The sequence below is a fragment of the Bacillus sp. LSHTCR4 genome (assembly GCF_057197025.1).
This window is the reverse complement of sequence record NZ_JBXUNO010000011.1, coordinates 16,618-33,007: the sequence shown is the minus strand read 5'-3', so window position 1 is coordinate 33,007 and position 16,390 is coordinate 16,618. Positions and strand designations below refer to the sequence as shown.

12 protein-coding genes and 1 pseudogene are annotated in these 16,390 nt (G+C 29.9%); 7 read left to right on the top strand and 6 right to left on the bottom strand.

Translation table 11 applies throughout. The features are described from left to right. Positions 1–2 precede the first annotated feature (2 nt). The 3 genes from AC2CGR_RS27875 to AC2CGR_RS27865 form a co-directional block, all read right to left on the bottom strand. Positions 3–170, bottom strand: coding sequence for a hypothetical protein (locus AC2CGR_RS27875; protein WP_164971096.1), 168 nt, complete (start codon positions 168–170; stop codon positions 3–5). A gap of 342 nt (positions 171–512) precedes the next feature. Beyond that, positions 513–680, bottom strand: a complete 168-nt coding sequence (locus AC2CGR_RS27870) for a hypothetical protein (RefSeq protein WP_164971096.1) — start codon at positions 678–680, stop codon at positions 513–515. Positions 681–937: 257 nt separating this feature from the next. Next, positions 938–2,206 carry a helix-turn-helix domain-containing protein gene (locus tag AC2CGR_RS27865; protein WP_001020460.1) on the bottom strand — a complete coding sequence of 423 codons (1,269 nt, stop codon included), beginning with the start codon at positions 2,204–2,206 and terminating at the stop codon, positions 938–940. A 722-nt stretch (positions 2,207–2,928) separates the two neighbouring features. Here AC2CGR_RS27865 and AC2CGR_RS27860 point away from each other — a divergent pair. Continuing rightward, positions 2,929–6,054 carry a type 2 lanthipeptide synthetase LanM family protein gene (locus AC2CGR_RS27860; protein ID WP_484481374.1) on the top strand — a complete coding sequence of 1,042 codons (3,126 nt, stop codon included), beginning with the start codon at positions 2,929–2,931 and terminating at the stop codon, positions 6,052–6,054. A 211-nt stretch (positions 6,055–6,265) separates the two neighbouring features. On the opposite strand, the pseudogene AC2CGR_RS27855 reads toward AC2CGR_RS27860, so the two are convergent. Beyond that, positions 6,266–6,460 (bottom strand): annotated as a pseudogene (locus AC2CGR_RS27855) (hypothetical protein); the annotation flags it as partial. 188 nt (positions 6,461–6,648) lie between these two features. Between AC2CGR_RS27855 and AC2CGR_RS27850 the strand changes: the two are divergent. Both AC2CGR_RS27850 and AC2CGR_RS27845 read left to right on the top strand, forming a co-directional pair. Then, the gene (locus AC2CGR_RS27850) at positions 6,649–7,410 is read left to right on the top strand and encodes an ABC transporter ATP-binding protein (protein WP_277486328.1); all 762 of its coding nucleotides are present in this window, start codon (positions 6,649–6,651) and stop codon (positions 7,408–7,410) included. A 16-nt stretch (positions 7,411–7,426) separates the two neighbouring features. Further along, positions 7,427–9,274, top strand: a complete 1,848-nt coding sequence (locus tag AC2CGR_RS27845; protein WP_277486330.1) for an FtsX-like permease family protein — start codon at positions 7,427–7,429, stop codon at positions 9,272–9,274. A 506-nt stretch (positions 9,275–9,780) separates the two neighbouring features. On the opposite strand, the gene AC2CGR_RS27840 is transcribed toward AC2CGR_RS27845, so the two are convergent. After that, entirely contained in the window at positions 9,781–11,259 is a 1,479-nt protein-coding gene (locus AC2CGR_RS27840; protein WP_061402420.1) for a primase C-terminal domain-containing protein, read from the bottom strand. 891 nt (positions 11,260–12,150) lie between these two features. On the opposite strand from AC2CGR_RS27840, the gene AC2CGR_RS27835 reads away from it, so the two are divergent. Both AC2CGR_RS27835 and AC2CGR_RS27830 read left to right on the top strand, forming a co-directional pair. Next, positions 12,151–12,972, top strand: coding sequence for a ParA family protein (locus AC2CGR_RS27835; RefSeq protein ID WP_001018648.1), 822 nt, complete (start codon positions 12,151–12,153; stop codon positions 12,970–12,972). Position 12,973: 1 nt separating this feature from the next. Beyond that, entirely contained in the window at positions 12,974–13,348 is a 375-nt protein-coding gene (locus tag AC2CGR_RS27830) for a hypothetical protein (RefSeq protein ID WP_001140760.1), read from the top strand. A 343-nt stretch (positions 13,349–13,691) separates the two neighbouring features. Here the strand turns inward: AC2CGR_RS27830 and AC2CGR_RS27825 are convergent, their stop codons facing one another. After that, positions 13,692–14,171 (bottom strand): CPBP family intramembrane glutamic endopeptidase, encoded by a 480-nt coding sequence (locus tag AC2CGR_RS27825; protein ID WP_277486334.1) that lies wholly within the window; start codon positions 14,169–14,171, stop codon positions 13,692–13,694. 256 nt (positions 14,172–14,427) lie between these two features. On the opposite strand from AC2CGR_RS27825, the gene AC2CGR_RS27820 reads away from it, so the two are divergent. Together AC2CGR_RS27820 and AC2CGR_RS27815 are read left to right on the top strand one after the other, a co-directional pair. After that, complete coding sequence (locus tag AC2CGR_RS27820; RefSeq protein ID WP_277486335.1) at positions 14,428–15,000, top strand: tyrosine-type recombinase/integrase; 573 nt, start codon at positions 14,428–14,430, stop codon at positions 14,998–15,000. A gap of 321 nt (positions 15,001–15,321) precedes the next feature. Further along, a complete protein-coding gene (locus tag AC2CGR_RS27815; protein ID WP_074619585.1) occupies positions 15,322–15,987 on the top strand; it encodes a helix-turn-helix domain-containing protein in 666 nt (221 codons plus the stop codon). The last annotated feature ends 403 nt before the right edge of the window (positions 15,988–16,390 follow it).

The following is a 16,390-nucleotide window of genomic DNA, read 5'->3' as shown; positions in this document are numbered from 1 at the left end:
AATTACTCTATATCTGGTATTACATCACCGTAAAAAGTTGGAATATCTTCGATACTAATTTGTGCAGCTACATTTTGTTTAGTATCTGTATTAGCTAGATTTTCTGATAAGGAAATACCCGTTAACATAATAGCTGTAGTAAGAATGACATAAATTTTTTTAATTTTCATAATTCCAACCTCCGTTAGTAGTTGCTTTGTTAATTTAAATACTAATGGATATCCTTTGTTAAACGGAATTAGTAAAAATTTCCGATTTGTAATTCACTTTTTTTATCAAAATAAGTTACCTATTTAACCAATTTTATTTGTAATTTACCTCTTGAAAAATTAGCCTTGTACAAATAAAAATATTACTATCGTCAAACATACAGTTAACTAATTAATTAAATTTCAGACAAAGTTAATAGAATAAAAAAACAGGTGGAATTTACTTTCCACCTGTTTTTTATTCTATGTATTGTTTTATGAAGGATATATATTTGAAGGAGATCTTGAATATCGAGGACTTAATTACTCTATATCTGGTATTACATCACCGTAAAAAGTTGGAATATCTTCGATACTAATTTGTGCAGCTACATTTTGTTTAGTATCTGTATTAGCTAGATTTTCTGATAAGGAAATACCCGTTAACATAATAGCTGTAGTAAGAATGACATAAATTTTTTTAATTTTCATAATTCCAACCTCCGTTAGTAGTTGCTTTGTTAATTTAAATACTAATGGATATCCTTTGTTAAACGGAATTAGTAAAAATTTCCGATTTGTAATTCACTTTTTTTATCAAAATAAGTTACCTATTTAACCAATTTTATTTGTAATTTACCTTAATCCAATATCTACTATTACTATAGGATCACATAGAGGGGATATTGCGGATATCGTTACCAAAATCCTTAATTAATATCCCTCTATTTATGTATTTTTAGTTCATTTTAATTCGTTGAATTTTCAATTGATATTTTTAGATATTTTGCCGACATTTTATAAGCACGATTATCAAAAAAATAGTCCCCTAGTTCATGAGCCAGTTCACTTACTAAAGGATATTGTTTCTTTTCTAAACCCATTTCAATTGCTTTTTGCATATGTTTTTCATATCCATAATCATCTCCTCTTAATTTAGATATTTTCCCCTTCAATCCATATAATTGAACATGGGCGTAAGGTACATCAAAAATTGATAAAAAATCAAATGCTTCATCCATAAATTTATTAACAGTTTTCCAATCCTTAAATTCTATATGAATCTCTATTAAACTTCGTAATGTGTATACCTTTTGATGTTTTTGTTGGAGAAACTCACTTAATTGTAAACATTCTTCATAGTACTTAATAGCATTAGTATAGTCTTTTAAACCTTGATAAATTTTCCCATAATTATACGCGATGATAGGTGAATACATGGAATTATTATTATCTTCTAATCCACTTTCTGCTTGCTGTAAGCATTCAAGGGCTTTGTCATATAATGCATCTAAATCATACAGTATCGTAAGCATTAACAAAGTATCTATTACTCTATTCTTTATATTGAATTTCAAAAATATTTTGTAAGCTTTTCGTGCATATAAACGACTAATACTTTTATCTTTATACAGTTCTTTATTTACATGACACAAATTATAATATATATTAGCGTGTTGTATGGTTTCTTCTAGACCAAGTAAACTCTCTACCTTTACATAAATTTCATGTGCAGCCATATAGTCTTGCTTCCTATAAAAATAATGTCCCCGAGCCATCAAATAATATATTAAATCCTCGTTGTATTGAGAATCTATTTGATTTGGAATGACTTGCGAAGCCTGATTTACAATTGGTTCTACATGTGAAAAATTATTATTTCGGGAATGGTAGTATATTAAAACACCATAAGCTTTTAATAATAAAAGAATAGAGTCTATATCACGAACATACAGTTCTAAAGAAGATAAGTCTTTTTCACTTATAATTTTATCTTTTTTATACTTATTACATATTGCAAGAAGCATAGGTTCTATATCCTCATAATCTGCATCTACAAGAAAATTGTAATCAATATCTAACTTTTCAGCGACCTTTTCTAAGAAGGCAGCTGAAGGTTTGATTTGTCCATTTTCAATTCTGCTTAAATACGTTATAGAGCATATTCCTGATACTAATTCTCCTTGCGTAAATTCTTTATGTATACGGATTTGTCGAATACGTTCACCAATATTCATATTTCCAATCCCTTCTTCTAATAACTTAATTGAATTATTTTTGAGTAATATTATATATATGAATTACCACAATAAATACATTATTTGATTCTAAAAAGGAGAATAATATTGTATATTCCCCTATACATATCAATCCAAATATAAAAAATAAGTTTTATACCATACAGCTGTAACTAATTACTTTATTTATGAACACTTATTTCAATGCACCTGAAATATTTAACGATTATTTTATACTATTGGCTTTCCCCTTCCCTCCTCTTACATTTCTATATTATACCAATCTAATAATGATCACGCTTCAAAAAATGCATCTCTTATACCTTCAAATTTTTGAGATAAAAGCCCTGTGTCCAAAAACGATGATCACTTACAAGACTTTATATATTTTGAAAATTTTCTCAAATACTCAAACATGTAAAACACTACAGAAAAAACTATTAAAAATCCGCAATTTTTTTAATCAAATTTTACTAATTGTTATTAACATAAATTAACACGTACATTATAGATATAGAAATTCGATTAGTTAAAAGAGAGTTATTCTGATGTTAGAAAAAATTTTTATAAATACAATAAGCAACGTTATATTTATAAACTCTTAAAGAATCTATCACTTCAGTTTACTCGTTTATTTATATTAGTACATTGGTATAAATTTTAATGGATATTTGTTTTATTGCTGAAACATGTTATAAAAATACGTTGAAGGAGAATGCTATATGACGTTACAACATGGCACATATTTATTAGAAAGAGAAAATAAAGAAAGTATATTTGATGAAGAGCGATATCAGAAATGGTTAAGTAAGACAGGATTAAATGAATCAATTATTGATACTCTAATTCAGGAAAACAACATAGAGTTAGAATACTTCAAAACTGTTTTATCAAACAAAGAGAATCCTGAGTTAAATACTTCTTTAGAATGGATCGCTATTGTCAACAGATTAATAAATGATATTACATATTACAATAAAGATATCGAATACTTAGAGGGATTTGAAAACATTCCATTTTTCGCATTTTATGTTCCATTCTTTAACTATAGTTTGGAAGTAATATCAAATAAATTTAAAGGGGTTCATGAAGAAAAAATATTCTCTATTAATATAGAAAACATTACAAAAAGTATTCTATTAACTGTAGCTGATAGAATTGGCCAAATTGGATTAAAAGTATTAATAACAGAGATTAATATGGCGAGAACTGGTCATTTACTAAGTGGTGAGACTGAAAAGGAAAGATATGCTAGCTTTATTAATGAATTTCTTCAAGATAAAGAGTATATCCAGAATCTATTTAACTCTTATCCTGTAATGGTAAGATTAATGGTAGAAACTGTGCATAGTACTGTAGATGCAATGTTTGAGATAGTCTATCATTATGCGGAAGATCGAGATCAGCTAGTTGCAATTTTTGGTGGAGATTTCAACACTTTAACCTCAATTGACTTGGGCGCGGGTGACACTCACCAAAATGGAAGAACTGTAGCTATGCTAAACTTTAATAATAAAAGGAAGTTAGTATATAAACCTCGCTCGTTAAAAACAGATGAACTATTTAATGAGCTATTAATTTGGATTAATAAAAAAGGATTTAAAAAACCATTAAAAAACTTAACAGTATTAAGTCGAGATGAATATGGATATCAGGAGTTTATTTCAGGAAGTGAGTGTAATACCCAGCAGGAAGTTGAAAACTTCTATTATAGACAAGGTGGATATATAGCTTTATTTTATATACTAAATTCTACAGATTTCCACCATGAAAATATTATTGCTGATGGTGAGTATCCTATATTTATAGATTTAGAAACACTATTTAGTAATTCAATTGAATTTAATAATGAACTAACAGATAATAAAAGTGCTTTTTTAAAATTATCATTAAACATTAAAGATTCTGTTTTTCAATCGTTAATGCTGCCTGTAAAATTCAGTGATGATCCTCTTATTGATTATGATCTAAGCGGTTTAGGAATAAGTGGTGAACTAGAAGTAGAGCCTTCTGCGGTAAATGCATTGGATAATGTATATAGTGATCAAATTAAAATGGTTAAACAAAAAGTTAAATTAAAAGAATTCAATAATACCCCACGCATTAAACAAAAGAAAACAAATGCTAGTGATTATATTCAAGAAATTATTAATGGGTTCACGGATATGTATAAATTAATATTAAATAATAAGCAAGAATTCACGTTAGATAATGGGCCTTTATACGCATTTAAAAACACTTTTGCAAGACAAGTTTTCAGGGCAACTGAGGCATATGCAAGATTTGTATCGGCAAGTATTCATCCTAATTACTTAAAGAATGGAATTGATAGAGAAGGTTTATTTTATTATCTATGGCATGGTATTAACCATCAACCAAAATTCAGCCGAATTGCAAAGTATGAAATACAAGACCTTTTAAGAACTGATATACCTTACTTTACTTTCAAAGTGGGGTCAACGAGTTTATTTAATTCAGATAAAATCGAAATTAAAGACTTTTTCGATAAAACTTCGATAGATGTAATAAAAGAAAAGCTAAATAAATTGAGTGACATAGATCATGACCAACAAGTAGAATTTATAAAGCAATCACTGGGCGCGATTGCTACAAACGAACAAAAAGAATACAATCCGTACGGCTATAAAGAGGTCGAAAAGAGTCTTTTAGATACCAAAGAATATCACAAAGATCAATTTCTGAATGAAGCGAAAAAAATAGGCGATGAAATAGTGAATCGTGCTATTGTAGGTGATAATTTCAAAGATGCATTGTGGTTTGGTCTTAACTTAGATAATAATGAACAATTTAAATTATCCCCTATAAGTATTGATTTATATAACGGTAGCTTAGGAATAGTACTATTCCTTGGAATACTAGCAAAAGAAACTAATGATGAAAAATATAAGAAATATGCTGTTGCTGGATTGAATTATATTGAAAATAAGTTAGCTCATACAAAATTACAATCAACTTCAGCATTTTCAGGGTATAGCTCCCTTTCATACGTATACGCTTATCTAGGAAAAATTTGGAGCGATCAAAAACTCATTAATCAATCTAGGGAGTATATCAATAAAATTGATTCGCTATTAATTAAAAATGAGACAACATTTGATTTTGTAGGTGGATTAAGTGGTTCCCTTCTTGTATTAGTCCGACTATATGAGGAGTTTAATTTTACTGAACTAAAACCTATTTGCGATTTAATAGCTCAAAAGTTATTAAATCAGGCTTCTAACCAAATAAAAACTAATACTTTGCTCACTGGATTAGCACATGGTGCTTCTGGATATGCTTGGCCATTACTAGAATATGCTTATAAAATGGATCAGAATCACTTACTAAATGATATATTGGCAATATTAAATTATGAAAATAGCAAAGTAAATGATAATCAAGATAATTGGTTAGATTTAAGAGAAAATGAAAGTTTTGACGCGCCAGCATTTTGGTGTCATGGGGCCGGTGGAATAGGAATAAGTAGATTAATGATGTCCCAAATTATTGAGAATACTAATATAAACGGTGATTTGCAAAAATGTATTAATGTACTTATGACTAAAGGATTTGGTACTAGTAATACCTTATGCCATGGTGACTTTGGAAATCTTGATTTTCTTTTAACTTATGCTCAAGTAACAAAAAATAATGAGTATATAAAAATCTCAAGAGAAATTGGAAGACATGTATTGAAACAGAAAGAAGAAAATGGACAGTGGAATTTAGATCAACACGGCGATGTAAATATCTTAGGATTCATGATTGGAATTTCAGGTATAGGTTTTGAATTGCTGCGTTTAAATAACCCGAATATTCCTTCCGTATTAAGTTTAGATTTACCGTAAGTTTAAAGATATCCCTATCAATTGTGATTATGTAACTAAAAATATAACAATTAAACTGCTTTTATAGTCAAAAGGTAAACTATTAGGGATGACCATATCAAAAAAGTAAATTGTACATTCGGACACAATTTAGATACAAAATATCCGGTTCCTTGTACGCTAAGGGACCGGATATTTATTTTACTGTTTTATATAACGTACAATTCCTCACTTATTTAGATACGATAAAACATAAAAAAATGTCAACTTGGACTACAGTATCTGTTGTCGCATTAGAGCTCCCTATAGTTATTTTTACTGAAATACTACAATCACCTGCCTGAAATGTCATAGAAATATTATTATTGATATTGGAAGTTAGGATACCATTTAGTGTAACGATAAGAGGTGTATCTACAACATTTTTTGATCCAGATTCAAATGCAAATATTGAAAAAATTACACATCTTTAATATCGTCTTTTGAGCTACTTTAAATAACACATCGAACTGGCTCGTTTACATTACAAAGATGTTAGACAAATATGAGATTAATCCACAGCAGAGTATGTCAAAAAACATAATAGGAAAAAACAGAGAGCATGGGAGGATATATATGAACAAACCAGTTGTAGTAGTTAAAAATGTCCAAAAAGTATACGGTAAAAAAGGCGAAAATCAATCACACGCATTAAAAGGTGTATCGTTCTCGATTCAAAACGGGGAATTTATTGGAATTATGGGGCCATCTGGTTCTGGTAAAACGACATTATTAAATGTAATTTCAACGCTTGATAAAGCAACGGGCGGCGTTGTTGAAATTGCGGGCACGGATATTACGAAAATGAAACAAGGTGAGCTTTCTGATTTCCGTTCGAAAAAATTAGGGTTCATCTTCCAAGACTTTAACTTATTAGAGAACTTATCTATTTATGAAAACATTGCACTTCCACTTTCGCTTCAAGGTGTTCCATCACGTAAGATTGGACCGAAAGTAGAGAAAGTAGCGGATATGTTAGGTATTTCAGCTATACTTCAAAAATATCCATCTGAAGTATCTGGTGGACAGAAGCAACGTTCAGCAGCCGCACGTGCGCTTGTGCATGAACCAGCTATAATTTTAGGGGACGAGCCAACAGGAGCGCTTGATTCTAAAAATGCTACAAGTCTTTTAGATGCGATGACAAACTTAAATGAAGAACAGGGCGTATCAATCATGATGGTTACACATGATCCATATAGTGCAAGTTACTGTCAGCGTATTTTATTCATTCAAGACGGAACGTTATACAAAGAACTTCACCGCACTGGTGCACGTGAGTTGTTTTATAAAGAGATTTTAGATGTACTTGCAGACTTAGGTAAACAAAAAGCATAAGAAAGAAGGTTCAGGCATGTTATTTAAACTTTCTATGTCAGGACTAAAAAGTAAGTTAAAGGACTATATCGTCTTACTTGTTGGTCTTGTCATGTCCATTTCAATTTTTTATATGTTCCAAACATTAGCGTTAAACGAAGCATTTCTTAAGGCAAACTCTATTATTAGCGAAATTGGAATAGTATTCCAAGCTGGTTCAATATTATTAGCAATTATTACATTCTTCTATATTATATATGCAAACTCATTCTTATTATCGCTTCGTCAAAAAGAATTAGGTATGTATATGATGTTAGGAGCAAAAAAACATAAGGTTACATTTCTTATGTTCATCGAAACAATTGTATTAGGTGCTGCCTCCCTTGTAATCGGGATTGCAGTAGGTGTAGGGCTTGCACAAGTAATTGGTAAACTACTAATGCAACAACTGGATTTTACTGCAGGTGGTTATGAAGCATTTTATATTTCCTCCATGATTGTTACTTGTGTTTTCTTCTTTGTGCTATTTGTATTATCAGCAATTATGAATAGTATCAAATTATCACGTATTACAGTCCTACAACTTGTACATGCAAATTCAAAAACAGATCGTGTTTCTGTAAAAAATGCGAAGACTGTTATCTTTGCAATATTGGGGATTATTTTATTAACAATTGGCTATGCTTCTATGATTTACATGGATAAGTTAAGACTAGCTGGGATTTTTATTGCTTTAATTACTGTAATGTCTGGAACTTACATGTTATTTGGAACGTTCTTACCTCTTATTATTAAAAAGATGAAAAGTAATAAAAAACGTAATGAAAAAGGACTTAATGCTTTTACATTTGCACAGTTAAACTTCCGTATTAACAGCTTAACAAAAGTACTAGCGACAGTGACAATGTTAGTTGCGCTTGGAGCGGGGGCAATCTCAGGTGGTATGGCCTTTAAAAATAACGTTATGATGAATGTAGATACTCTTGCGATTTATGACGTTACGATTCATAATCCAACGACTGAAGAAAAGAAAATCTTAAATGGTATTACATTTAAAGAGAAAAGCGAATATCGCTATAAAACAGATGATAAATACATTTATTATGTAAAAGAAGATTTAGAGAAACACCGTCCTTTCGTAAAAGATGTTAAATATATTAAAGAAGGAGTAAAAGATCCTGCTAAAGTGAAAAAAAGAGCTTCTGAAAAACTACCAACAGGAGAGATTTCGAAAAATACCAATAATTTAATTTCAGCAGAGTGGAAAGATGCCTTCGGAACGCTGGAGCCCTCTTATGTGCATCCCGATCAAACAATTAAAATTGTCGATCAAAAAATATATGATAGCTTAAAAAATACAGAAAGTAGTGTATTCATTGGAAAAACAGATAATTTCTTAACATACACAAAAGAATGGGAAAAAATTGACGAGTTACAGTTAACCAAATATAAAAATCTAAAAATTGATGATATACCAAGTAAATACGCCATATATACTGGTTTTTACGGCATTTCGAGCGGGACAGTATTTATGGGCTTCTTCTTAGGAATTGCTTTCTTAGCAATGATGGCAAGCTGTTTAATGTTTAAAATTCTATCTGGGGCATCAAACGATATTACGCGTTATCAAATGCTTCGTAAAATCGGCGTGCGCCGTGAATTATTAACAAAGTCAATTTATAAAGAATTATTCTTAATATTCCTATTCCCAGCGATTGTAGGGATTGCACATGTATTAGTTGGTATGAACATCTTTTCGTTCATCCTAATCGATCCATATTTCCGTATTTGGCTTCCAATAATAATTTTCATAGTCATTTACTCAATTTACTACTTCATTACAGTTCAATTGTATAAAGGCATTGTTCTTCCGAAAGAAAAATAAACATAAGAAAACTAAACATAAAGTAACTTCAAAATCAACTTTTATTGTATATTTTGAAATTACTTTTGTTTAGTCCACTTTTTTCAGCACACTGCATCTAGATAATAAATCTATCAATCCCAACAAAACTTTATTAATTTCCTCTTCATTATTTAAACCAATGTTAAAAAACGTTTCTAACAAATAACAAAGATAGCCATCAGAACTTCGAATATCCTCTCGCACCTCACCATGCATTTCAAAAAAGCTAATTTTTCCCTATTACAAACAATTTAATAGAACGCTCACTGCTCCTTTTATCGATGTCTAAAAAAGCATCTAATAAAAAAATCCAGTAATTTAAACAGAACATACTGTAGTAAAAATACACCTTGTAAAGAACTAACAATCGATCATAAAAATAAAAGGCCAATAAATAATTTCACGTACTGTAATTCATACAGAAAAACCAAAAAGGAAAAAACTATAATAGAAATATGTATTGGCATAGTGGACAAAGTACCAAATTAGCCCGTATTTAGTGTGATAGAATCACTGTTATCCCTTGGGAGTAGATCATATAATCGCTCTGCAGCTCCAGGGACGATTGATTGAATAAACTCCAAGTACAACTCTTTTTGTTCTGTTGTACGACCAATAGCATTATTAAAAAGCAACAACAAAGTAGACAGTCCAGTTTGTCGTTGACTACCTTTACCGATCACATGGAGATATATTTGCTTTGATTTCTTTAGCACATTGTTTAACGTGCTTCTTGGAATTCGCAACACTTCACATATTTCTTTTTGAGTAAAATATACGAATCCTTTTTCGGTATTTTTTTGCACGTTTAAGAAGTCAATGATATCTTGTTCCCACTCATACCAATGACTACGCACACGATCCTTGCGTGCTTTCTTATGTTTATACCAATACTGTGATGGTACTAGAGTTGAAAATGTTACCTTTCTATCTGACCAAATTTCTAAAATTTGATTGATGTACTCTTTGTTTGCGCCTTTATATTTACCTGAAAAAGCACTACGAATAGCCTTTTGAATACTTGAATTTTTCAAAGGGCTTTTTAGGCTTGTATTAAATTCATCCAGTAAATTATATGCCTCATCTTGAGTCATTCTTGAAGAATAGCATGCTAACGCAAGTGTAAATACAGCGTTATCACGTCCAAATACACCTTTTTGACCTCTGATATGTGTGCATGCTAATACCTTTTGCACCCATCCTTCAGTAATTTGCGTAGTTTTAATTTGCTTATTTGAAATAACCGTAAATAAACTTCTACGATGGCCGATATCTTGATCTTTAGACCATTCAATTAAATGAGATAAATTACATGTACTGTTTGCATCAAACCATACTATGTTATCTTCATTTGGCATACGGAAGAATCCGAAATCATTACATGTCAAATCAACACCAGGTAAAAGATCACTTAGAGCTTTTCTGATGTTCTCACTGATTCTTTTTGCACTACGTAATCCCCGGAAATCGTTCTTATTCGAAATAAATAATGGATTATCCAACACAAAATAAGCCTGGTATCCCTTCACACTTTCAACAATAACTGTAGGCATTCCTAACTGCTTGTCCATTGCTGCAAGTACGATTTCCCCTGGAGTAAGGTCTTTTGTATCAATATCAACAGTAAAACAATTAATTTGTTTTAGATTTCGTTCTTCATGCCCTTTAATGATTTTTCTGTTTCTATCTATGTACGTTCCCACTCTAAAAATATTCGGAGTCCAATGTGTAGCTTGTCCAATATGGTCCAGTACTGTTTCTTGAGAAGTCAATACAACCCCCTTTGTACCATATGAGTTCGTTAAATCTTCTTTTGTACGTGTAATAAATACAAATCTGTCATCCATTTTGATACTAGAATCCTGAGAATCTAACATGGATATGCTAGCTCTTGAGTTTTTATATTTATATTTTCGTAACCCATCATGTAAAATCAATTCGATTGCTTGTTGCGCTTTATCCATGTTAAATCTCCTTTCCACTAGATTTTTGACAATAAAAAAGGTGAGCAGTTATAACACTGCTCACCTCAAAAATTCTCCGGAAAGTAGATAAAAGACAGACTTTTCTCCATATTCAAACAAACTTAAATACGGATTTCTATCTTTACAATCTAGCTCTAATTAACTATACTAAATACAGATATTTTTATATCTCTAATAACATAGTTAACTAGAACGGACGGAGAATTTTACATACTGGTCTTGCAGTGTGTAAATGGAATACAAGTTGTTGACCGCAACGTGTATTCACCGGAGAGTAAAGTTATTGTCAGTAACTCTACTTTTTCTGTCAAATTGTGACCTCAGAAATCTCAATTAGACAGCCGTTCTTTTTTTATTTATTTTTTTACCATTTATTTATCTAATAAGCTCTTTATGTAGAGTATCAAATTAAATCACTTTTTGTTGAAAAACTTGCTAATTCTTACATTACAGCAAGTTTTTTTGTTTGTAAACAGTGAAATTACGCGTGATTTAAATAATATCCCTATTTCCCTATTTCTATTTTTCCCTATTTCCCTATAGGGATATTTCCCTATTGCCTTATTTCCCTATTTCCCTATTTTTTAGTTTTTTTTCTCTTTAAACCTCTCCTTGAAAATCTCCACTCTCACTTAATTTTTAAACCCAACTCGAATTAAAATTTCCCTTTTAAATCAACGTTTTTGTTATAAATTATTAACTCTATCATTCTATTGCATATACAGAACATCATTGTTATAATTCATTTAATAATATAGAAATATCCCTATTTCTATAATTAGAAATATCCCTATTTCCCTATTTCTATTTTTCCCTATTTCTATAAAGGGATATAGGGAAATTTTAAAAAATATTACTGGAGTGTTAAAAATGGCTATTACAATTACGGTTGGGAATTACAAAGGTGGCGTTGGTAAAACCACAAATGCTGTATTAAACTCTTATGAAGTTGCGAAAAAAGGAAAGCGAACGTTACTCGTTGACCTTGATCCGCAGAGTAATGCAACGAAGTCTTTAATGTTAACAAAATCCATTCTTAATCCAGATGAAATTGTAACTGTTGAAAAAACATTAATGAAAGGGATACAAGAAGGGAATTTAGATGGTTTAGAAGTGGAAATCATGGAGAACTTATATTTAATTCCTTCTTATGTTGATTTTCAAGATTTCGCAAAGTTCCTTTATAAGACTTGCACTTCTGAAAAAGAGGAAGATCACTACTTTAAAGGATTACTTGAAAAGATAAAACATAAATATGACTACATATTTATTGATGTTCCTCCTATGTCACTAGAAGTTACGAAGAACGCCGTTGTGGCCTCTGATTATGTTCTAATTGCTTTACAAACACAAGAACGTTCTCTAACTGGTGCAGAGAACTACGTTAATGAACTCATCAAGTTGAAAGAACAATATGATCTTGATATTGAAGTAGTTGGTATTCTTCCTGTCTTATTAAAAAATAATGGTAAAGTTGATGAATACATCATGGAAAACGCTCGTGAAATCTTTGGTGAAGAGAACCTATTTAAAAATGTCGTCCCTCAAATGGAGCGTATTAAAAGATTTGATGTAAATGGTATTACTGAAAAAGATAGACATGATATGAATGTAATTGAATTATACGAAACGATTAGTGATGAATTATTATCTCGTATCGATATGTTTGAAAAAATGAAGGTTGGTGTGTAATATGGCGAAAACTCCTGGTTTGTTAGGTAGAAAGAAAAGGAACTTTGAGCCAACTGAGCCTTATGTACCAAAGCAAGGACAAGCTGCGATTGACAATAACGCTGAAGCAACTGCTCCTTCTCAACCTAAGACAGAAGAAAAACAAGTAACTCGAAAAGCAAAAAGAAACGAAAAAACTAAAACAAAAAAGGAATTTAAAAATCAGCAAGGTAGTATTAAGATTTCTAATCAATCAAAAGAAGAACTTGAAGTATTAATGAAACTTACAAATACAAAATTCGCTTATGAAATAATAGACTTACTTATAGATCGTTATGTAGAAAACGAGCTAACACCTGAGCAGAAAAGAAAATTCAAGCTCTTAACAGAGATATGAAAAATATAGAAATATCCCTATTATCATAAGTAGAAAAGTATACTTTTCTACTTATGCGTAATTTATCTAGTAACACCCACCAGAACTTCCATCACGACTTTTTCTTCTCTCTTGACGCTATAATTCTTTTACAATATTCCTACATTATTTTAAATATTAATAAGAACAAAAAAACAAGGAATACATACTTGGTTCAAATGTAAATTTTTAGATATAAATTTACATAAAAAAGAAGCATAGAAAAGGCTTTAGTTCTATACTTCTTACCCCATAAATAATTTAGTTTTCTCTCAATCATTGACTTAAAATTCACTACTAATAGAACTAATTATTTTTTAAAGATTTATAGATGTAATGCTATAACAACAATAGCGTTATGTAGTGAGTGAATCAAAACAACAATCCAAAAAGCAGATATTGTAACTTCAACTTTTTCATTCTTTTTTTGATATACCCAATAAGCATAGTTATATAATACTCCAATTATTGCTGTAGCTACTATATAAGTAATACCATCTGAATGACTTAATCCGAATATAATTGATGCTATTAAAATAATAAGATAAATACGATCTTTAATAAGAGAAATACAACTTAATACCCAAAATAAAAATACCTGAAAAATTACTGTTTCATATACTGGTGCCGCAAATACTCCTACTAAAATCTGTATAATAGCGAGTTCTTCTTTTATCGGATGTTGTTTTATCGGTGGCAAAAATAAATCTAATGGCATCACAAGTAAAAACGATCCCAATACAATAAGTAATACAAACCAAATTACAGGTAAAGCAAACATAAATTTATTAAATTTTTCCAACATATATCTTTCTCCTATCCCTCCTAATATCAATAAAATTATATATTAAAATTATATTAACACAATAAGTAATAGGATTAAATCAACACAAATAGTAAATTCTCTATCTTCTTCCCTATTCCATCAATGTAAACTTTTGAATATTAGTTTACATTCATTTCCCCTTAAACATTGACTTCTCACTGATTCCCCTGATATCCTCAATTTACATGATAAAAGTATACATTCAAAACACTGTAAATAAGGAGGTCATAAATCCATGAATAAAAAACCACATCTTATTGATGTCCAACCCATCCGTAGCAAAAAACAGATCGAAGATATGAAATGGGCTCTTAAACGTCATTGTTCTCAAAGAGACTATATTCTCTTTCTTGTTGGAATTCATACCGGACTACGCGTAAGTGATCTACTCCAACTTGAAACACAAACCATAGTAAAACTAAAACGCAAAAAGAGAAAAGAATTTAAAATCAAAGAAGGAAAAACGAAGAAAGAACGCATGATTAATCTTACTTCTATTTTTGATGAAATCTATTCGTATGCCCAATCACTAGAAAGTACATGGTTATTCCCTTCAAGAAAAGGCGATCAACCGATTAGTAAGATCCAAGCATATCGACAATTGCAAAAAGCCGGAGATTTTGCCGGTGTAGAATCCATTGGTACTCACACCATGCGCAAAACCTTCGGCTATTGGTTTTATAAACAAACAAAAGATGTAGCCATGTTACAAGAAATACTTAACCATAGCACACCACAAATTACACTTAAATATATTGGAATCAATAAAGAAGAAAAAGATAATATTCTTGATACATTTCAAATTTAATCTTTTCATTTTATTTTAATTTTAATATATTGAAATTAAAATATTAAAAGGAGTGTTCATCGTGAATAATCTAAATAAATTCCTAAAGGAAAACCAATTTATTAAATATTCCCTCTACATAATATTAGGTGCTGGAATTATAAGAATAGGCTATGAATTTGGATATTACATCTCAAATTTAGCAATGTAAAAAAACAACAATAAATTAATAACCTAAAAAAAGGCATGCAACACATCGTTGCATGCCTTTTTTATAACGCTACGATGCGTTTCTTACTATTTAACATTAGAATAATTAAAGTAATTAAAGGAGGTACATATATGGACATTGGAAAAAAAATAAAACATTTAAGATTAATAAATAACATGACACAAGAAGATGTAGCCAGCCAATTATTTATTTCAAGACAAGTTATATCTAAATGGGAACTAGGAAAAAGTCTTCCTGATCTAACCAATTTATTAGCCTTAAGCAATCTATTTAATGTTTCAATTGATTCTTTATTAAAGGAGGATTCAAATTTGCAAAATCAGATAATAAAACAAAGCAATTATAAAAGATATTTATTAATAGCCGCTCTCTACATATATTCTTTAATTACTATTGTTGTTATATTTTATTGTCTCATTGCTTTTTTACTTATACCAAAAGACATAAAAACATCAGATCTAAACGTTATTAATTCCCACTTTTATCAAGAAAGCGATAAAAAAGAAATTCTATATATTTATAGTAAATTAACACCTTTTTTCTCCAATTATTCAGGAGATTATAGCATTCAAACAAAAGAACATGAAATAAACATTCATGCTAATCGAAATTCAATTCCTTTTAGAAATAAAGACGTTTTATTTTCAATCGAAAAAGATATACCTCACGGGATAGATTGGCAAGAAAAAGATGTTTACATTGTAGACGAAAATAATAACAAAATACTTATATATAACCATAAAAATAAACAACTATATTATCAAACAAAAAATTAAAGTAGGTGATCAAAATTAAAAACATCTATAAATATATTTTTATACTAACTACGCTTATTCTTAATATAATTAGTTCTCTACTTATAATGAATACTCCATTTATACCAGGGAATATGGTATTTGCTATCACATTTTTATTTTTCACCATGCTATTCCAATCAACTACAATGCTATTCATTATATATATGATTAAAAATGAAATTTCTAAAAAGATAAAAATAACATTATATGTTTTTTTAACACTAGATATATTAATCTTTTTATTCTTAATTAACATGACATATATAGTAACAACATCATTAAAATATTATTAACATCACTATAGCAAGGGAATGCTTGTAGACTGATCTATACTGCATTCCCTTATTGTATGTATGCTATATTCTTATTCGCCTTTTTCTAA